The 19528-nt window shown below is 66.9% G+C and carries 19 protein-coding genes and 1 riboswitch; of the genes, 5 read left to right on the top strand and 14 right to left on the bottom strand.

The features are described 5' to 3' along the window. Window position 1: 1 nt before the first annotated feature. Genes cobA through cbiE form a run of 5 tightly spaced genes read right to left on the bottom strand, consistent with a single transcriptional unit; the run spans window position 2 to window position 4374 of the window. Entirely contained in the window at window positions 2-730 is a 729-nt protein-coding gene (gene cobA / locus ACVMDN_RS11135; RefSeq protein WP_057015901.1) for a uroporphyrinogen-III C-methyltransferase, read from the bottom strand. Next, a complete protein-coding gene (locus ACVMDN_RS11130) occupies window positions 727-2037 on the bottom strand; it encodes a cobyrinate a,c-diamide synthase (protein ID WP_456835219.1) in 1311 nt (436 codons plus the stop codon). The genes cobA and ACVMDN_RS11130 overlap by 4 nt, the downstream gene beginning before the upstream one ends. Beyond that, a complete protein-coding gene (cobM, locus tag ACVMDN_RS11125; RefSeq protein ID WP_076833501.1) occupies window positions 2034-2831 on the bottom strand; it encodes a precorrin-4 C(11)-methyltransferase in 798 nt (265 codons plus the stop codon). Before cobM ends, ACVMDN_RS11130 begins: the two co-directional genes overlap by 4 nt. After that, window positions 2828-3196, bottom strand: coding sequence for a cobalamin biosynthesis protein (locus tag ACVMDN_RS11120; protein ID WP_253624102.1), 369 nt, complete (start codon window positions 3194-3196; stop codon window positions 2828-2830). Before ACVMDN_RS11120 ends, cobM begins: the two co-directional genes overlap by 4 nt. Further along, a complete protein-coding gene (gene cbiE / locus ACVMDN_RS11115) occupies window positions 3193-4374 on the bottom strand; it encodes a precorrin-6y C5,15-methyltransferase (decarboxylating) subunit CbiE (protein WP_076833500.1) in 1182 nt (393 codons plus the stop codon). The genes ACVMDN_RS11120 and cbiE overlap by 4 nt, the downstream gene beginning before the upstream one ends. On the opposite strand from cbiE, the gene ACVMDN_RS11110 reads away from it, so the two are divergent. After that, window positions 4373-5122, top strand: a complete 750-nt coding sequence (locus tag ACVMDN_RS11110; protein ID WP_456835220.1) for a cobalt-precorrin-6A reductase — start codon at window positions 4373-4375, stop codon at window positions 5120-5122. The two genes, cbiE and ACVMDN_RS11110, sit on opposite strands and share 2 nt — an antisense overlap. On the opposite strand, the gene cobJ is transcribed toward ACVMDN_RS11110, so the two are convergent. The 7 genes from cobJ to ACVMDN_RS11075 are packed head-to-tail and all read right to left on the bottom strand — an operon-like array spanning window position 5098 to window position 13005. Beyond that, complete coding sequence (cobJ, locus tag ACVMDN_RS11105) at window positions 5098-5832, bottom strand: precorrin-3B C(17)-methyltransferase (RefSeq protein WP_076833496.1); 735 nt, start codon at window positions 5830-5832, stop codon at window positions 5098-5100. The two genes, ACVMDN_RS11110 and cobJ, sit on opposite strands and share 25 nt — an antisense overlap. Next, window positions 5829-6560: a precorrin-2 C(20)-methyltransferase gene (locus ACVMDN_RS11100; RefSeq protein WP_057015895.1), complete on the bottom strand. Its 732-nt coding sequence runs from the start codon at window positions 6558-6560 to the stop codon at window positions 5829-5831. Before ACVMDN_RS11100 ends, cobJ begins: the two co-directional genes overlap by 4 nt. A 2-nt stretch (window positions 6561-6562) precedes the next feature. Then, the gene (locus tag ACVMDN_RS11095; RefSeq protein WP_141339890.1) at window positions 6563-7192 is read right to left on the bottom strand and encodes a precorrin-8X methylmutase; all 630 of its coding nucleotides are present in this window, start codon (window positions 7190-7192) and stop codon (window positions 6563-6565) included. Beyond that, the gene (cobG, locus tag ACVMDN_RS11090; protein ID WP_141339889.1) at window positions 7192-8355 is read right to left on the bottom strand and encodes a precorrin-3B synthase; all 1164 of its coding nucleotides are present in this window, start codon (window positions 8353-8355) and stop codon (window positions 7192-7194) included. Before cobG ends, ACVMDN_RS11095 begins: the two co-directional genes overlap by 1 nt. Then, window positions 8352-11600 (bottom strand): cobaltochelatase subunit CobN, encoded by a 3249-nt coding sequence (gene cobN, locus ACVMDN_RS11085; protein ID WP_141339888.1) that lies wholly within the window; start codon window positions 11598-11600, stop codon window positions 8352-8354. Before cobN ends, cobG begins: the two co-directional genes overlap by 4 nt. Then, complete coding sequence (cobW, locus tag ACVMDN_RS11080; RefSeq protein WP_057015891.1) at window positions 11600-12634, bottom strand: cobalamin biosynthesis protein CobW; 1035 nt, start codon at window positions 12632-12634, stop codon at window positions 11600-11602. The genes cobN and cobW overlap by 1 nt, the downstream gene beginning before the upstream one ends. Beyond that, complete coding sequence (locus ACVMDN_RS11075) at window positions 12631-13005, bottom strand: DUF1636 family protein (RefSeq protein WP_028331460.1); 375 nt, start codon at window positions 13003-13005, stop codon at window positions 12631-12633. The genes cobW and ACVMDN_RS11075 overlap by 4 nt, the downstream gene beginning before the upstream one ends. Before the next feature lie 94 nt (window positions 13006-13099). After that, a riboswitch (cobalamin riboswitch) is annotated at window positions 13100-13311 on the bottom strand. Window positions 13312-13347: 36 nt separating this feature from the next. Here ACVMDN_RS11075 and cobO point away from each other — a divergent pair. The 3 genes from cobO (at window position 13348) to ACVMDN_RS11060 (ending at window position 16761) form a co-directional block, all read left to right on the top strand. Continuing rightward, entirely contained in the window at window positions 13348-14001 is a 654-nt protein-coding gene (gene cobO, locus ACVMDN_RS11070; RefSeq protein ID WP_456835221.1) for a cob(I)yrinic acid a,c-diamide adenosyltransferase, read from the top strand. 11 nt (window positions 14002-14012) lie between these two features. Next, complete coding sequence (locus ACVMDN_RS11065) at window positions 14013-15461, top strand: cobyric acid synthase (RefSeq protein WP_456835222.1); 1449 nt, start codon at window positions 14013-14015, stop codon at window positions 15459-15461. Between the two features lie 136 nt (window positions 15462-15597). Beyond that, the gene (locus ACVMDN_RS11060) at window positions 15598-16761 is read left to right on the top strand and encodes an IS4 family transposase (protein WP_456835223.1); all 1164 of its coding nucleotides are present in this window, start codon (window positions 15598-15600) and stop codon (window positions 16759-16761) included. Between the two features lie 172 nt (window positions 16762-16933). Here ACVMDN_RS11060 and cobD read toward each other — a convergent pair whose 3' ends face one another. Together cobD and cbiB are read right to left on the bottom strand one after the other, a co-directional pair. Next, entirely contained in the window at window positions 16934-17899 is a 966-nt protein-coding gene (gene cobD, locus ACVMDN_RS11055; RefSeq protein WP_456835224.1) for a threonine-phosphate decarboxylase CobD, read from the bottom strand. Between the two features lie 11 nt (window positions 17900-17910). Beyond that, complete coding sequence (gene cbiB / locus ACVMDN_RS11050; protein WP_456835225.1) at window positions 17911-18852, bottom strand: adenosylcobinamide-phosphate synthase CbiB; 942 nt, start codon at window positions 18850-18852, stop codon at window positions 17911-17913. Window positions 18853-19001: 149 nt separating this feature from the next. On the opposite strand from cbiB, the gene cobU reads away from it, so the two are divergent. After that, the gene (gene cobU / locus ACVMDN_RS11045; protein ID WP_456835226.1) at window positions 19002-19505 is read left to right on the top strand and encodes a bifunctional adenosylcobinamide kinase/adenosylcobinamide-phosphate guanylyltransferase; all 504 of its coding nucleotides are present in this window, start codon (window positions 19002-19004) and stop codon (window positions 19503-19505) included. Window positions 19506-19528 lie beyond the last annotated feature (23 nt).

Here is a 19528-nt window from a genome sequence, read left to right as displayed (position 1 = left end):
GTCACCCTTGTTCCGGCGCCAGCGCACCGAACAGGATAACGGCAGCCGCCGTGGCCGCGCCGGCATGCGTGAGCTGTTCGGCCAGCGCTGCGATCGTGGTGCGAAGCAGCCGCTCGTCGGTGTGCCCGAGCGATTCCGCCAGCAGTGCGGGCGTGTCGGGCGCGAGGCCGTGCGCGATCAGCCTTGCGGCCAATGCCGGGAAGGTCCGCCGCCCCATGTAGACGACGGTGGTCGCTTCCGGATCGGCCAGCGCCGCCCAGTTCAGATCCGCGGGCAATTCGCCCGTCACATCGGCGCCGGTGACGAACTGGACCCGGCGCGAGGTCAGCCGACGCGTCAGCGGAATGCCGGCCTGCGCGGCGGCAACCGAGGCCGAGGTCACACCGGGAATGATTTCGTAGCCGATGCCGGCCGCGCGCAGCGCTTCGATCTCCTCCTCGAGCCGTCCAAAAATACCGGCGTCGCCGGATTTCAGCCGCACGACCCGCACGCCGGCGGTGGCATAATCGACCAGCAGCCGGCTGACATGGTGCTGCTTCGCCGACAGGCGGCCGGCGCGCTTGCCGACCGCGACGAGGTTGGCGCCGGCGCGCGCGAGATCGAGGATCGCGCCCGAGGCAAGATCGTCATAGAGCACCACATCGGCCTTGCGCAGCCGCGCCGCTCCCTTCATGGTCAGGAGTTCGGGATCGCCGGGACCGGCCGAGACGAAGGAAACGAATCCGCTCACCGGTCCTCCGCAATCAGATGGAAGAATGTACCCGTCGCACAGCCGCGCCGCGATCCGGTCTCCGCAACGATCGTACCGGTCGCATCACGCACCACCGCGAGCGGCGTGTCGGGCTGCGCGATGATCGTCGAATAATGAAACTCGTGGCCGCGCAGCCGTGCGCCCGGGCCGTGGCCGGGCATCGGCGCGGCAAGCTCGGCGAGCCGGTAGCCCAGATGCATGCGGCGCTTGGCATAGCTCGTCTCAAGGCCGAGCAGGCCCGCCATCTCGTGGCGCACGCCGTCGGCGTCGGTCAGCGCGGCGCCCAGCACCATGTAGCCGCCGCATTCGCCGTGCACCGGCCGCGTCGCGGCGAAGGCGCGGAGCCGCCCGAAAAATCGCCTGTTGGCCGAAAGCCGGCCGGCATGCAGTTCGGGATAGCCGCCGGGCAGCCAGCACACATCGGCGTCCGCGTCGGGGCCTTCGTCCGCAAGCGGCGAGAACGTCACGATCTCAGCGCCGGCCGCGCGCCAGGCTTCCAGCATGTGCGGATAGACGAACGAGAATGCGGTATCGCGCGCCAGCGCAATGCGCTGGCCGGGCGGCGTGATGTCCGGGCTGGGCACGGCGGATTGCGGCGACCAGACCTCGGCCGATTTCAGCACGGCGTCGAGATCGACATGCTCGGCGACGAAGCGTGCGGCTTCGTCAATCAGACCGTCGATCTGAGCCTGCTCTTCGGCCTGTACCAGGCCCAGGTGACGCTTCGGCAAGGCGATCTCGGCGTGGCGCGGCAGCGATCCCAATACCGGAATGCCCGCGCCCGCCATGGCACTGCGCACCAGCGCTTCATGCCGCGCGCTCGCGACGCGATTGAGGACGACGCCCGCAAGCCGAACGCCGGCGCGAAAATCACGCAATCCAGCCGCGACCGCCGCCGCGGTCTGCGCCTGACCGGAGGGATCGATCACCAGCAACACCGGCCACTCCATCATCTCGGCGATGTCGGCGGTGGCGCCGGTCCCCGAGACGCCCCGCGCGGCGACGCCGTCGAACAGTCCCATCGAGCCTTCCGCCAGCACGAGATCGGTGTCCGCGCCGCGGCCTGCCAAATGCGCGATCGCTTCGCGCGCCATCGCCCAGCTATCGATGTTGACCGACGGGTGTCCCGTGGCGACCGCGTGAAAGGCGGGATCGATGTAATCAGGCCCGCTCTTGAGGCATTGTACCTTGAGACCACGATTGCGATAGGCGCGCGCCAACGCCAGGGTCAGCGTCGTCTTGCCGACACCGGATGCCGGCGCAGAGATGACGAGCGCCGCGGTCATTGCGATGATTCCGGCGACGATTCCGGAAAACGCGGCGCCGCCCCGACCGGACGGTAGCGACGGTCATAGTCAGCTGCATAGAGACGGCTCTCGGCGAATTCGTCCGCGCCGAGCGTCTTGCCGACCAGAATGAGCGCAGTGCGTTCGAGCTCGGGGCCGACGGCGGTATCGAGCGTCGCGAGCGTGCCGCGCACGATGCGCTGGTCCGGCCAGCTCGCGCGCCAGACGATCGCAACCGGGCAATCCGCGCCGTAGTGCGGCGTGAGCTCGGCCATGACCTTGTCGAGCAGATGGATCGAAAGATGGATCGCCAGCACCGCGCCGGTCGCGGCAAAGGCTGCGAGCGTCTCGCCATCCGGCATCGCGCTCGCTCGGCCCGGCGTGCGCGTCAGCACCACCGATTGCGCAAGGCCCGGCAGCGTCAGCTCGGCCTCCAGCGCCGCCGCAGCCGCCGAGAAGGCCGGCACCCCGGGCGTGACCGAATACGGAATCTGCAACGCGCGCAGCCGGCGCAGCTGCTCGCCCATCGCCGACCAGACCGAGAGATCGCCCGAATGCAGCCGCGCAACGTCCTTGCCCTCCGCATCCGCGGCAGCGATCTCGGCAATGATTTGGTCGAGCGACAGCGACGCGGTGTTGACGATGCGCGCATCCGGCGGACAATGCGCCAGAACATCCGGTGGCACCAGCGATCCGGCATAGAGACAAACCGGGCACGAGGCGATGAGATCGCGCCCGCGCAGGGTCAGCAAATCGGCAGCGCCAGGCCCTGCGCCGATGAAATGCACCGTCATTCGCCGTCTCCTTCCGCGATCGCCGCGATGGCCATCCGATCCCGTGACGCGGCCCTGACCGAGATCAGGCGCGCACCGCGCCCTGCTGCAGCGATCGCCGCAGCCTCGGCGACCGAGCCCGTTCCGAACCTCGCTTTGATAAGCTCAGATTGCGTTGCAGTCTTTATTTCAGCCAGGACCCCGGCGGGAATACTCCGGACCGGCAGCCCCAATTCCCGCGCCAAGTCCCTCAATGCCGCCGCATCGGCCTTGTCACTCACCGTTGCAATTGCCGCAAGGCCTTTGGGCCCGCCGGCCGCGTCGAGGGCGCCGCGCAAGGACGCGACACTGGCATTGCGCCTGAATCCGAGACCAGCGACCTTCATCGGAGCGCGCTCCATTGCACGATCGGCCGCGCGGCCTTCCAGCCGCGATAGCGGCCCAATGGCTCGGCCTGCGCGATCTCGAGGCGCATCAACTCGCCGCCATGACGCCGGTGCAGATCGCAGAGCAGCGCCTCTGTCTCCAGGGTCACCGCATGCGCGACCAGCCGCGTGCACGGCGCGATCTGCGACCAGATCGCATCGAACATATCAGCGTCGAGGCCGCCGCCGATGAACACCGCATCGGGCGCCGCGAGGTCCGATAAAGCGCCGGGCGCCTCGCCCTCGATGACGGTGATCCGATGCGTCAAGCCGAAGCTCGCCGCATTGCTGCGGATGTTGGCGGCGCGTTCGGTGCGGGCTTCGACGGCGATCGCCGTCCCTCCACACAGCGCCCATTCGATCGAGATCGAGCCCGAGCCCGCGCCGACATCCCACAGCCGCTCAACGGGCCGCGGCGCAAGCGCCGACAGCGCAAGCGCGCGGACCGGCCGCTTTGTCAGTTGCCCGTCATGCACAAAGAGCGCATCGGCAAGACCTGAGCTGCGTGCGATTCCCTGCGCTCCCCGCGCCTCCAGCGCGATCGCGACCAGGCTCTCGCCTGAATCACCCGCATACGAGTCGGCGCGATGCTGCGTGATGCATTCACGCGGTCCGCCAAGCGCCGCAAGCGTCCATATTGCCGACGCCCCCCAACCACGCTCCGTCAGCCAGCGCGCAAGGTCGGAAGCTGCCTTGCCGTCACGCAGCAGGCAGATGATCCGCGCATCGCGCACGAGATGCGGCAACAGCCGCTCGAACGGCGCGGCATGAAGACCGAGACAGACAGCATTCTCGATACGCCAGCCCAAACGAGCCGCCGCCAGTGAGAACGTCGACGGCGCGGAGTGCGCGACCCACTCACCGGCCTGCAGCTTCTCGACAAGGCTTCCGCCGACGCCATGCCAGAACGGATCGCCCGACGCGAGCACCGCCGTCGGACGGCCGCGACAGCTCAGCACGATGTTCGCATCGAACGGCACCGGCCAGGCACGGCCGCGGTCGGTGATGCCGACGAGCGCGAGGTGCCGTTGGGCGCCGAAAACTGTTTCGGCTTCACGGAGCGCCTTTCGACTTGCATCGGAGAGGCCGGCAAGGCCATCTTCGCCGATGCCGATGATGGTCAACCAGGGATTATCCATGATGCGCGCCCTGATCCTGGGCGGAACGGCCGATGCCAATCTGCTCGCCGCTGCGATCGCACGCGCGGGGATCGATGCGGTCTATTCCTATGGCGGCCGCACCCGCACGCCAGCCGACCAGCCGCTGCCGACCAGGATCGGCGGCTTCGGCGGCGTCGACGGTCTTGCCGACTATCTCCACCGCGAAGCCATCACGCATGTGGTCGATGCGACGCATCCCTTCGCCGCCGAGATGAGCCGCAACGCCATCGCGGCCTGCGCGCAAACCGCAACGCCCCTGCTCGCGCTTGAGCGCGCGCCTTGGGACAAAGCCGCGGGCGATCGCTGGATCGAAGTCGCGGACGTCGTCTCCGCGGCCGCGGCCTTGCCGGACAGCCGCGCCAGCGTGTTCCTCGCGATCGGCCGCCAGCACGTCGCGCCGTTCGGCGCCCGGCCGCAGCATGCCTATACGTTGCGGTTCGTCGACCCGCCCGAGCAAGCGCTTCCATTGCCCGATGCCGACGTGATCGTCTCGCGCGGCCCCTTCACGCTCGAGGGTGAGCTCGCGATGATGCGCACGCGTCGCATCGAGTGGATCGTCGCCCGCAACTCCGGCGGAACCGGCGCGCGCGCCAAGATCGACGCCGCCCGCGTGCTCGGCCTTCCCGTCATCATGATCACGCGGCCACTGTTGCCCGAGAGGCCGCGGGTGGAAAGCGTGAGCGAGGCGATGCAATGGCTCGGTCATCGGACCTGCCTCGGCGCATAGACCCAGCGGCCGACCCGCCGTGTCGCCGAATTGCCGACGATCACGAGCGTCCGCATGTCGGCCATGTCTGGCCTTGCGTCGCGCAGTTCGACCGTCTCGATCCGCTGCTCGGGCGTGCTGACGGAGCGCGCGAACACCACGATCCGCTCGTCACAGCCGGCCTCGCGCAAGATCTCGAGCGCGCGCCCAAAACCTTCCGGCCGGCTGGCCGAGCGCGGATTGTACATCGCGATCGCGAAATCCGCTTCGGCCGCAAGCCGCAGGCGTTTCTCGATCAGCGGCCAGGGCTTGAGATTGTCGGAGAGATTGATCGCGCAGAAATCATGACCGAGCGGCGCGCCGGCGCTTGCCGCCGCCGCCAGCATCGCCGTCACGCCGGGCAGAACGCGAATCGGCAGGTCGTGCCATTGCGGCGCGTCCTCCAGCGCTTCGAACACGGCCGATGCCATCGCAAACACGCCGGGATCGCCCGAGGAAACCACGACGACGTGGCCTCCTTCCGACGCGAGCCGCAGCGCGTCAGCGGCGCGCTGCGACTCCACGCGATTGTCCGAGGGATGCAGCGTGAGCCCGGCGCGCGGCGGCACGCGCGTCACATAGGGCGCATAGCCGACGATGTCGGTCGCGGCCGCGAGCGCAGCAGCGACCTCCGGCGTGATCAGCGCCTCGGCGCCCGGTCCGAGCCCCGCGATGGTCAGCGTGCCGGTCATTGCGCGGCCTCCCTTCGCCGTCCCTGCCCGTGCACCAGCACGATCGCAAAATACGGACAATCGGCCTCGCCGACATCTGCAAGCCGTGCGACGCGCTGATCCGGCATGGTGCCGCGTTCGACCAGCCACGCATCATCGAGGCGCCCCGCGGACGCCAGCGCGCGGCGAATCTTCGGAAGATTGCGACCGGTCTTCATGACGACCAGCGCGTCGGAGCTGCGCATCCGCTCGGCGAGCTCCGCCTCCGGCAGCGTCCCCATCAGAACGGTCGTCACATCGTCGGCCAGCGCAATCGGCTGACCCACCGAATTCCAGCAGCCGACCATGCCGGGAATGCCGGCGATCACCTCGATCTCGACACGCCCCTGCAGCCGTGCATGCAGATGCATAAATGAACCATAGAAATAGGGATCGCCCTCGCAGAGCACGACGATGTCGACCGCGCGCGCAAATCGCGCCAGGCGCTCGGCCCATTCGTCATAGAAGTCGGCAAGCAGCCGCGCATAGTCCGGACTGTCGAACGCGATTTCCGTGGTGACCGGATATTCCATCGGATATTCGCTGACGTCTGCGGCGAGCAAGCCTTCGACAATGCGGCGAGCCTGCCCCGGCTGGCCCTTTTTGCGAAAATAGGCGACGTGCTTCGCGGCACGCACAACGCGGTCGGCGCGCACGCTCATCAGGTCCGGATCGCCTGGGCCGAGGCCGCAGCAGATGATGCGTCCCATCGCTATTCGCTCCGGCTCGCCAGCGCATTGACGGCGGCAACCGTGATCGCCGAACCACCGAGCCGTCCCTCGACCGTCAGCGCCGGCGCGGGGGGCTCAGCCATCAATGCCGCCTTGGATTCCGCCGCGCCGACAAAGCCGACCGGACAGCCGATGATCGCCGCCGGCCGTGGGCAATCCGGATCCTCCAGCATGTTGAGCAGATGGAACAGCGCCGTCGGCGCATTGCCGATCGCGACGATGGCACCGGCCAGATGCGGCCGCCACAGCTCGAGCGCTGCCGCGGAGCGCGTGTTGCGTATCGATTGCGCAAGCGCAGGTACCTTGACATCGCCGAGCGTGCAGATCACGGCATTGCCGGCCGGCAGCCGCGCGCGCGTGATTCCCTCCGACACCATGCGCGCGTCGCAGAGGATTGGCGCGCCCTCCTGCAAGGCGGCTCGCGCGCGCGCAGCCATGCCTGATGTGAAGCGCACATGCGCTTCCAAGCCTACCATACCGGCGGCATGGATCATGCGCACGACCACCGGCTCTTCGTCTGGCGTGAAGCGGGCAAGATCGGCCTCGGAGCGGATGGTGGCAAAGGACTGGCGATAGATCGCTGCGCCGTCGGTCTCGTAGACGTGCGGCATCAGCGGCCTCCCGTCAGCACGGAGGGATTTGCGACGAGGTACGGACTGCTCAACCCTCGGATGACCGGCGCATCCCGCGTCGTGCCGCGGCGGATCAGATCAAAGCCGTTGTCTGTCGCAACGAGGGTAACATCCGCAGCACCGGAATGGGCACAGCCCTTGGCGCAGCCGGAGACGTGAAGCCGCGCATCAGGTGGGATATGCCGCGCGAGCGCCGACGCCAGCATACGCGTATCCGCATGCGCATCGCCGCAGCGCGGTGCGCCGCTGCAGGCGACCACACGAAGCCTCGGATCGCCGGCATCAGTCACGAGGTCCGCCCCACCGGGCATCTCGCGCATCCCCTCCACCAGCATCATCCGCCACGGCGTCATGCGGAGAGCCCGCGCGCAGCCGGCGAGATCGTTGAGCGTCTGGTGCGGCATTTGCCCGAAGGCGACGCCAACCATCGCGCCCATTGGATAGATGCCCGGCACGGGACTCGACGATTGGCCGACTGGTTCGGCATCACCGCGAAGCGACTGCGGCAGGCTCGCGCCGCCGGCGAGATGAGCCGCCATCCGTCGCCGCTCACCCCTGGTTCCGCCGGAGGTGACAAACCATTCGGCCAGCGCCAACGCGACCTGAACGGCCTCGCTCCGCATGACCGAAAGCCCGCGCTGCGCGCCATCGGCCCGCACCAGCAGTCCCCGGCCGCGATCGCGCTCGATCCTGATATCGGCGGACGCATCCGCCAGCATCCGCGCATTGCCATCATCGATTGCGAAGCCGAACTTGGTTGGAAGATCAAACGAGGCACCGGCAAGCCCCTGCTCAAGCTCGGTCGCAAGCGAGCGCGTCTCGTCGGCGACAGTCCAGAACGGCGTCACCAGAATGTTTCGCTGCGCCTCGGTATTCGAGTCCGTGTCCAGCAACCCGAGTTCAGCGAGCCCATCGACCAGGGGCGGATAAGCTTCATCGCTGACGCCGCGAATCTGGAGATTGGCGCGGCTGGTCAGGTCGATCAGGCCGTTGCCGTATCGCGCCGCCAGCCTGGCGATTCCCGCTGCCTGCGCCGCGTCCAGCCGTCCGCCGCGCGGGCGAATGCGCACCACGAGGCCATCGCCTGACTGCATCGGCCGCAGCGCGCCTGGACACCAGCCCTTGACCGCAACCGCGCTCATGAGGCCTCCTGCAGCGCAGCCGCGATCGAATTGCGCCGCGTCTGCCAGAGCGAGGCTTCATGCAATCTCGCGAAGCAGGTTTCGATCGCAGCCAGCGCCGCCGGGTTCTCGCGCGCCATGAAGCCGCGAACCTCGTCATTGCCGAGCGTCGCATCGTAGTAGAGATCGAACAGATGCGGCGGCACCGCGCCGGCAAGATGGGCGAACGCCGCCATGTGCTCCAACGTCGCTGTGATTTCGGCGGCACCACGGAAGCCATGGCGCATCATGCCCGCGATCCAGGCAGGGTTGGCCGCGCGCACTCGCACCACCCGTGAGATTTCCTCGGTCAACGCCCGGGCATGCGGCTGATCCGGCCGCGTCGCATCGAGGTGATAGAGCGATGGGGCTTTCGTGCCAAGGCGCCTCGCCGCCGCCGCGATGCCCGCCTCGTGCGCGGCGTAGTCGGCCGCCAGCAGCAGATCGGTCTCCGGCAGATCCTGGGTGTGAACAAAACTGTCCGCAGCCGCGAGCCGCGCCTCGATGCCGGCGCGATCGGGCCGCATCTCGCCGTCGGATGCGAGAGCCCACGACGATGCCGACAACCAGGCTTCGCCGGCCGCCTCGCGCGCCTCCGGTGTGAAGACGTCGGGGACCGACGAAATGCCAACGCCATAATGTCCGGGGCGAGGACCGAACACGCGCGCGATGCGCTGCCGGTAAGGATTCTCGTCCGCCTCGTCGCTGCGTTCGGACAACGCCTCCGCCGCGGCTTCGAATAACTGGGCCAGCCCTGAGAAGACGTCGCGGAACAGCCCCGACACGCGCAGCGTGACGTCGATGCGCGGCCGGCCGAGCTCTGCCGGCGCGATGATGTCGTAGCCCGACACCCGCCCCGAGCCGTGATCCCAGCGCGGCGCGATGCCCGCGAGATGCAGGGCCATCGCAAAGTCCTCGCCGGCGGTGCGCATCGTCGAGGAGCCCCAGAGGTCGACCACGAGTCCCTTCGGCCAGTCGCCGTGATCCTGCAAATGACGGCGCAGCAGCTCTTCAGCAAGCTTCACGCCTTGCGCATGCGCCGACGGCGTCGGCACCGCGCGCGGATTGACCGCAAACAGATTGCGCCCGGTCGGGAGCACGTCGCTGCGCCCGCGATAGGGCGAGCCCGACGGCCCCGGCGCAACACGCCGGCCGGCGAGCGCACCAAGCAACGCCTCCTTCTCCGCCTCACCGCAAGCTCCCTGCCCGAACACATGCAGGCCGTCGCCGAACTGGCTTTCCTTGAGGTCGCAGACGAAACGATCGATCTGCGGAATGGCCTCGGCCGCGGAGACCGACGCGGCGAGACCGAGATCGTCCTCCAGCCCGGCGATGCGCGCTTCGTCGCGGATCGCGGCGATCAGGCGCTGCCGGCGCGCCGGATCGAGACCATCGGCGGTCGAATACTCATCGAGCAAGCGCTCAAGATTGCGCAAGCCCTTGGGGACCGCGGCCTGTGCCAGTGGCGGCGGCAGATGACCGATCGTCACGGCACCGATCCGGCGCTTGGCCTGCGCCGCCTCGCCGGGATCGTTGACGATGAAGGGATAGACAACAGGCAGATCGCCGATCAGCGCCTCCGGCCAGCATGCGGGCGACAGCGCAACCGACTTGCCGGGCAGCCATTCCAGCGTTCCGTGCGCGCCGATGTGGACGACGGCATCGATGGCCTGCCGCCTGAGCCACAGATAGAACGCGACATAGGCATGGCGCGGCGTGCGCGCCAGATCGTGATAGTCGGCGTCGCGCTGTCCCACCTCACCGCGCTCCGGCTGAACGGCGATGACCGATTTGCCGCAGCAGATCGCCGCGAAATGAAATGCGCCGTCACGGCAATCGGGATCATCTTCCGGCGCGCCCCATGCGCGGCTGAGATCGCCCTGCAGCAGCTCGGGAAGGCCGGAAAGCGCCGCACGATAGTCGGCGACGTTCCACGTCAAATTCCTGCGCAAAAGAATGTCGCCCAGTGACTCCACCGGCTCAAGGTCAAATCCCGCGCCCGCAAGATCAGCCAGCATCGCCCCGACCGAGGCAAGCGCATCGAGGCCGACGGCATGCGCGATCTGATGCGGGCGGCCGGGATAGTTCGAGAGCACCAGCGCGAGCCGCTTCTCCTGTGCCGGCTTGCTGGCAAGCCGATGCCAGGCGGCCACGCGTGCGGCAACTGCAGCGACGCGCTCGGCATCCGGTCGATGCGCAAGATGCGCGAATTGCAGCTCAAGATCGCGCTCACCAGGCGATTTGAAGCTCACGACCCCTGTGAACAGGCGGCCGTCGACCTCCGGCAGCACCACATGCATCGCGAGATCGCCGGGCGAGAGCCCGCGGAGCGACAAGGCCCAATCCTCGCGCCGCGCGGTCGACAGCGCGACCTGGAACACCGGGCATGATGCAGCGTCGAACGGCGTCGTGCCGTCGTCACCGGCCGCGGAAAACGCGGTCGCATTGACGATCGCCGCTGGAGCGCATTGCGCAAACTGAGCGCGCAGCCAATCGGCCACGCCCGCCGCCTTCAGCGAGGTGACGAACACACCGTGGGCATCAAAGCCCCTCTCACGCAATGCATCGATCAATGCATCGACCGGCGCCGTATCGCCTGCCGCGAGGTAGGAACGATAGAACGTCACCAGCACGCGCGGCCGGCCGTCCGGTGCCGGCAACGCCGTGATGGCACCGCGCCGGGAATCGTAGACGCCGATCTCGGGAAGATCGATCTCGCCGACCACCGGCCCGGCATAGAGTCCGGACGCCAGCGCCAGTTGCGCGATCACGGCCTGCGCGGCAACCGGGCCGCCCTTGTCGCACAGCACCTTCAGACGGCGCAGCGTCGAGACCGGCAAGGTCGAGAATTCATCGAGCCGCAGATCGTCGCGGCCATCCGCCGGCAGCACCACCAGGGCAATGCCGCGCTCCTTCGCCAGCCGATGCACCGCGGCCAGCCCGTATGACCAATAGGGCTCGCCGCCGATCAGCCGCACCAGAATGCCGCGGGCGTGCGAGAGCGTCCGCTCGATATAGGTATCGACCGACAGCGGATGGCGCAGCTCCGCGAGATTGGCGAGCCGCAGCGACGGCAGCGCAGCACGGCCGCGCCGCCAGCCGGCCGCGAAGGCAGCAAGATCGCTGTCGGAAAACGACAACACCACGAGATCGGCCGGATCCTGGCCGAGGTCCCTTGGCGTCGCGGTCTCCTCAAGGCCGCGGCTCTCGCGGAAGACGACGTGCATCAGACACCAAGCCGTGCCCTGATCGCGGCTTCATCGATGTCGGCATGTTCGCCGATCACGACGAGCTTCGACTGCCGCGCCCGGGCGCCCCAGGGCATGTCGAACTGATGCCGCACCCGCTCGCCGACCGATTGCACCAACAGCCGCATCGGCTTGCCTTCGACCGCGATGTAGCCCTTGGCGCGCAGCACGTTCTGCTCGCGCGCCAGCCCCTTGATCGAGGCGACCAGCGCGTCGACATCCGAAACTTCCGGAAGATCGATCACGACGGAATTGAAATCGTCGTGCTCGTGTTCCTCCTCGCCATCGTGATGCGACGGCCGCGCCGCGAGATCGCTTTCCGCCGCCGCCCCGAGCCCGAGGATTACGCGCGCGTCGATCGTGCCGTCGACGACGGGCAACATCGGCACCTCGCGCGGCATCTCGGCCGCGATCACCTCTTTCGCTGCCTTGATCCCCTCCGCCCCCGCGAGGTCCGCCTTGGTCAGCAGCACGATATCGGCACATGCGATCTGGTCCTCGAACACTTCCGACAGCGGCGTCTCGTGGTCGAGATTGTCGTCCGCCGCACGCTGCGCATCCACCGCGGCCGGATCAGGCGCAAAACGGCCGGCGGCGACGGCCTCGGCGTCGGCGAGCGCGATCACGCCGTCGACCGTGATCCGCGAACGGATCTCCGGCCAGTCGAACGCTTTCAGCAGCGGCTTCGGCAGCGCGAGCCCGGAAGTTTCGATCACGATGTGATCGGGCTTCACGTTCCGCGCCAGCAACTGCTCCATCGCCGGGATGAAATCGTCGGCGACGGTGCAGCAGATACAGCCATTGGCGAGTTCGACGATGTTCTCGGCCGGACAATTGGCGTCGGCGCACGACTTCAGGATGTCGCCGTCGACGCCTTCGCTGCCGAATTCGTTGACCAGCACCGCGAGCTTCTTGCCGTTGGCATTGCGGATCAGATGCTGGATCAGCGTCGTCTTGCCGGAGCCGAGAAAGCCGGTCACGACGGTGACCGGAATTTTGGCGAGCGTGGTCATTCTGCGGCCTCCGGCACGACGGGAAGAGGTGGAATGCGGGCGAGCGATTGCTTGCGGAAGATTTCCGGACGGCTGCGCCACGGCACGATGCCGTCGGGCGCCGCCGCATAGGCGGAGGCACCGGCGATCACATCCGCGGCATTATCAGCGGACAGTCGGCCGTAGACATAGGACCAGCGCCCCGGCGCGCTGAGCGCGACCGAGCAACCCTGGCTGCAGGCCGACAGGCATGCGACGGGAACCAGATTGACGTCATCAGGCACGCCGGCCTCGACAAGCGCGGCATGCAGGCGTGCACCGGGCGCGAGCTCACCTTCCGCCGGCGTCTGGCCGGCGCGGCAGGTGATGCAGACATGAAGTGTAACGCTCATCGCCCTTCCTGGATTGACAGCGGGAAGCGATGAGGCACACGAACCGATTTTGGACAGGTTCGTTCCCCGTCGCGGAACACCCCGTCCGCCGGTTTCACAACATGCTGCGTTGGCAGGTCTCCCGGCTTGCGGAGCAGGTTTTACCCTTCGATGCCCACCTTCCCGACTCCGTATGGAATCAGTGGCTTGGGCATCTCTCCGGTCACGGTCGCGGGGGCGGCTGCGCTTCGGGCCCGATTTAGCGGAGCCCTATCGCATTCCCTCTTCGCCTGTCGTAGGACAGGAACCAACGCAGGACCACCATTCGTCCAAGCCTCGCACTTGTCAAGCCGAAGGAATGTGATGACTTCTGATGGAAAGGGCGCTGAAGACGGCGCCGTCGGCACCGATCTTTCGCCGGATGCGCGCCACGCGGACAAGATGGCGAAAAAGAAGGCCGCCCGCGACCGCATCATGGCGACCAAGAGCGGTGAAAAGGGCCTGATCATCGTTCATACCGGCGCCGGCAAAGGAAAATCGTCCTCCGCGTTCGGCATGATCGTGCGCTGTGTGGCGCACGGCTTTCCCTGCGCCGTGGTGCAGTTCATCAAGGGCGCCTGGGATACCGGCGAGCGCCGCCTGCTCACCGGGCATTTCGGCGATCTCTGTCAATTCCACGCAATGGGCGAAGGCTTTACCTGGGAGACGCAGGATCGCGCCCGCGACATCGCGGCAGCGCAAGCCGGCTGGAAAAAGGCCAAGCAGCTGATCGCAGACCCGAGCCTGCGCATGGTCGTGCTCGACGAGATCAACATCGCGCTACGCTACGATTACCTTGCGATCGCCGATGTCGTCGACTTCCTGACCACGTCGAAGCCGCCGATGACCCATGTCGTGCTCACCGGGCGCAACGCCAAGGAGGAGCTGATCGAGATTGCCGATCTCGTCACCGAGATGACGCTGGTAAAGCATCCGTTCCGCTCCGGCATCAAGGCCCAGCCGGGCGTCGAGTTCTGACGGGCATCACGATGGCGCGCGCATTGATGATCCAGGGAGCCGGCTCGGACGTGGGCAAATCGCTCATCGTCGCCGGCCTCGCCCGCGCCGCGAGACGGCGCGGCCTGCGCGTGCTGCCGTTCAAGCCGCAGAACATGTCGAACAACGCCGCGGTGACCGTCGATGGCGGCGAGATCGGCCGCGCACAGGCGTTGCAGGCGCTCGCCGCCGGCGTCGAGCCGCACACCGACATGAACCCGGTGCTGCTGAAGCCCGAGACCGATGTCGGCGCCCAGGTCATCGTGCACGGCAAACGGATCGCCACCGCACGCGCGCGCGAATATGCCGGCATGAAACCATCGCTGATGGGCGCGGTGCTGGAGAGTTTTGCGCGCCTGAAGCAGCGCGCCGATCTGGTGCTGGTCGAGGGCGCCGGCAGTCCCGCCGAGGTTAACTTACGCAAGTCCGATATCGCCAATATGGGTTTTGCGCGCAAAGCCGACGTGCCAGTGGTGCTGGTCGGCGACATCGACCGCGGCGGCGTGATCGCGCAGCTCGTCGGCATCAAGACGGTGATCGACCCTGACGATGCGGCGATGATCCAGGGCTTTGTCATCAACAAATTCCGCGGCGATCCGACATTGTTCGATGACGGCTATCGCTTGATCGAAGAGCGCACCGTCTGGCGCGGATTTGGCGTGCTGCCCTGGTTCGTCCGCGCCGGCGAGCTTCCGGCCGAAGATGCGCTCGGGCTCGGCGAGGCGCGCAAGCCCGGCCAGCACAAGATCGCATTCCTTGCGTTGTCGCGGATCGCCAATTTCGACGACCTCGATCCCCTGAAGCTCGAGCCCGGCGTCGATCTCGTGATGGTACGTCCGGGCGAAGCCATCCCGGGTGATGCGAAGCTCGTCATCCTGCCCGGCTCGAAATCGACCCGCGGCGATCTCGCCTTCCTGCGCGCGCAGGGCTGGGACATCGACCTCCTCGCGCATCATCGCCGCGGCGGCCATGTCCTCGGCCTGTGCGGCGGATACCAGATGCTTGGACACAGCGTCGCCGACCCTGAAGGGATCGAGGGGCCCGCCGGCGAAACACGCGGCCTCGGGCTGCTCGATGTCACGACCACCATGACCGAACACAAGACGCTGACGCGCGTCAGCGCGGTGCATGCTGCGACCAGCCAGCCGATCAACGCCTATGAAATCCATATCGGGCGCACCGACGGCCCGGATCGCGCGCGGCCTTTTGCATCATTCGACGGTACGGCTGAGGGCGCGGTTTCCGCAGATGGGCGCGCTCACGGCAGCTATCTGCACGGCCTGTTCGCCTCGGACGAATTTCGCAAGGCTTTCCTCGCGCAACTCGACATCGCGGCGGCTGATCAGCCCTACGGCGCCAGGGTCGAGAGCGCGCTCGACGCGCTTGCCGAGCACATCGAGACCCATCTCGATGTCGAAGGCCTGCTCGCGCTGGCGCGTTAAAGCGAGATGATTCCTTCTCACCTCGCCCCGCGTGCGGCAGGGGTGTCCGGGGAATGATTCACTGTGTCGCGGTGCATGCTCGGCAGGACCGAGGCAAATCGGTCTTTTCTGGTTGTCGAGACACAGAGGGCCGAGCATGCGATATCGCGGTAGCATTTTTGGAAGGCTGCTTGAACCGATCAATCGACGGCAGTTTCAGACGGTTGTGGATCGTCTGGACGGGGATGCCTACGACAAGTCGTTCAGGAGCTGGGATCATCTGGTGACGCTGATCTATGCCCAGCTTAGCGGCAACAGCAGTCTGCGCGGGGTGGTGACTGGCTTCAACGCCAATTCGCAGCATCACTATCACTTGGGAACCGGCAAGCTGTTGCGCTCGACGTTGTCCGATGCCAATGCCCGCCGTCCGATCGGCATTTTCGCGCAAACCTTTGCGGCGCTGTCGGCGATGGCGCGTCGCCAGCTGCGGAGTGAAGGCATGGAGATGGTGCGTCTGATCGACGCCAGTCCGATCCCGCTCGGCAAGGTCTGCAGTTGGGCGACGTGGAACGGCCGCATCCGCGGCATGAAGCTGCATGTCGTCTACGACCCAAGGAGCGATGTCCCGACCTGCGTCGAGATGACGGCCGCGAACGTCAATGACATCGAGATCGGCCGACAGACCCCAATCCAGCCCGCCACCACCTATGTGTTTGACAAGGGCTATTGCCGTTTCGACTGGTGGCAGAAGATCAATGATAGCAAGGCTTTCTTCGTTACCCGGGCGAAGACGAGCATCCGTCTTCGCTCGCTCAGGCATCGCGCCATCCGCAAGCGTAACGGGGATGGCTTCGAAATCCTTGCCGATGACGAGGTGAAGCTCACCAGCAAGGGCGATTCGCGCCTTCCAATCCCGCTCCGCCGCATCAAGATCAGACGCGAGAAAGGCGGCAAGATCACACTCCTGACCAACGACCTTGCCCGTAGCGCCGTCGAGATCGCCGCCCTCTACAAGAGCCGATGGCAAATCGAGCTGCTGTTCCGCTGGATCAAGCAGCATCTCGATATTCGCAAGTTCCTCGGCGCCAACGACAACGCGATCCGCCTTCAGGTGCTCGCTGCGATGATTGCCTACCTGCTGCTGCGCATCGCCGCTCACACCAACTGCATCAAAATGCTCCCGCTCAGGTTCGCCGAACTCGTCGGCCAGCTCCTGCTCACGCGTCGATCCCTCGCTGCCATCGACAAACCTCCGCCCATCAACCCCAGCCGTCGGAAATCAACCATCTCACCTGACCAGATGGAGCTCCGCTATGCCTGAATTTCCCCGGACACCCCTGCGCAAGCGGGGAGAGGTCGGAACGCATCGCTAGATGCGTTCCGGGTGAGGGGGAGTCTCCGCAACCGCAGCTGTCGCCGAATATGCGGATGCGGCCCCTCACCCCAGCCCTCTCCCCGTAAGAACGGGGAGAGGGAGCGCAGCGCCGTCGCAATCAGCGCGACAACACGGCGGAAAGGCGCGACCACTCGGGCTCACTGCCCGGCAAGCCGAGGCGCAGCCATCCCGGTTTCTGCTGGAAGACCCGCGACCAGATCTGCGCACGGGCAAGTTTCTCCTGCGCAGCCAATGCATCGCCCGTCTGGTAGAGCCGGAACAGCAACGTGCCACCGAGCAGCGTCCAACCCTGCGATCGCGCTATTGCATCGAGCCTGACGCAGTCGTCCGCGAGCCGCGCGGCCGTGGCCTTGGCCCAGTCGTGATCGAGCAACGCGCGCCGCCCGATCGCGATTGCTGCTCCCGAAACCGGCCATGGGCCCGCCCTCGCCGCAAGCGCGGCGACGTCCGCCTCGCTGCCGATCGCGAAGCCGAGGCGCAAGCCGGCAAGTCCGTAAAACTTTCCGAAGGAGCGCAGGATCAGGAGCCCCGCGTGTCCTGCTTCCGGTGCAAGGGACAGGTCAGGAACGGCGTCCGCAAAACTCTCGTCGATGACGAGCCGGCCAACGCGCGGCAGCAGTGCCAGCAACTCGCGCCGGTCATGGCGTCGTCCGTCGGGATTGTTCGGATTGACGACGACGGCGATGTCCGCTCCCGCCAGCGCGGCGAGATCGGACACCTCGGCGACGTCCCAGCCGGCGGCCGACAACACCGCGGCATATTCATTGTAGGTCGGCGCCAGAATCCGCGCCCGCCCCTTGAGCGCCAGATGCGGCAGCAACTGAATCGCGGCCTGCGCACCACCCATCGCCACGATCGGCGCCTTGGTGACATAGGCCTGCCGCGCAGCGTCGTGCAGCGATTCAAGATCGGATCGCGACGGCAACGCGCTCCATTGCCGCGGCTCGACATCGACCAAGGGATACGGCACCCGATTGATCCCGGTCGACAGGTCGATCCAGTCGTCCGCGGCGCCGCCGAAGCGCTGCCGGGCGACATCAAGGTTCCCGCCGTGCTCACGCATGCGCCGCTCCTTCACGCCAGCGCCAGGGCGACAAACGCCGCAGCCAACAGCACCATGGCGTAGCGATAGAGTTTCAACCCGGTGAGGACGTCAGCGGCAGCCGGATCGCGCGCCCCCTCGTTCAGCCAGGGCTCATCGGCGACGTGCCCGTGATAGATGCGGGGACCGCTGAGCCGCACGCCGAGCGCGCCGGCCATCGCAGCTTCCGGCCAGCCGGCATTCGGCGAGCGATGCCGGCGCGCATCGCGCAACATGCATGACCACGCCTGCGAACGGTTCGGCGCGAGCAGCACGAACAGAACACCCGTCAACCGCGCCGGAATGAGATTGGCGAGATCGTCGATCCGGGCGGCTGCCCAGCCAAAGGCTTCGTGCCGCTCGGTGCGGTGGCCGATCATGGAGTCCAGCGTGTTGATCGCCTTGTAGCCAAGGATTCCCGGCAGGCCGAACAGCGCGCCCCAGAACACCGGCGCCACGATGCCGTCGGATGCATTCTCGGCGAGGCTCTCGATGGTGGCGCGCGCGATGCCGAAATCGTCGAGCGTTGCCGGATCTCGCCCGACAATCTGCGCGACCGCCGAACGTGCGGCCGTGATGTCGCCGGATACCAAGGGACTTGCCACCGCGGCGACATGGTCATGCAGCGAGCGCACGGCAACCAGCGGCCATGCCAGGACGCCGACAAGGACAATGCGAACCCATCCGGATGCGAGCGCGGACTGAACGGCCCAACCGAGCGCAATCACCAGCGCGATCACCAGGATCGCAGCCGCAATGCCAGCCACGCGACGAAACGCCGGCGGGTCGGAGGCGCGGTTCCAGGCGCTATCGACAAGATTGATCAGCCGGCCGAGCCAGGTCACGGGATGGCCGATGCGGGCAAACAGCCACGCCGGCCAGCCGATCAGGGCATCCACCGCCATCGCCACCGCCATCGCTCCCGCAAAACCCACGATAATCCTCTCCGCGCCGCGGTCCCCCTGATGCGCAAGACATCGGCCGAGTGCAAGCCCTCCGTGACGGATTTCGGCTTTGTCTTTCTCCGCGATTGGTGGTTAGAGCGTTTGTGAACGACGTGCGTACCGGTCGCACAGGAGATGATATGGCCGTCATTCTGATCACGGGGGGAGCGCGGTCCGGCAAAAGCCGGCGCGCCGAACTTCGTGCGCGCAGCTTTCCGGGACAGCCGGTCTATATCGCGACCGCCGAGGCGCTCGACGCGGAAATGGATGAGCGGATCGCCAAACATCGCGCGCGGCGCGGCGGCGACTGGATCGAGCGCGAGGTGCCGCTCGATCTGGTTGAAGCGCTGTCCGGGACCGATGGCGCTGGTGCAAGGCTGGTCGATTGCCTGACGCTCTGGCTATCCAATCTGCTGCATGCCGGGCGCGACTGGTCGCAGGAAGTGACGCGGCTGGCGGATGCGCTGTCGCGCCAGCACGGCCCGATCGTGCTGGTCACCAACGAAGTCGGTCTCGGCATCGTGCCGGACAACGCATTGTCGCGGACGTTCCGCGACGCCGCAGGAATCATGAACCAGACCATCGCCGGCATCGCAGACGAGGTCGAGTTCGTCGTTGCGGGCCTGCCGATGAAGCTTAAATGAAGTCCGAGATCGATCCTGCCAAA

Source organism: Bradyrhizobium sp. USDA 4510 (assembly GCF_054059095.1).
This window is presented reverse-complemented; position numbering and strand designations above follow the sequence as displayed.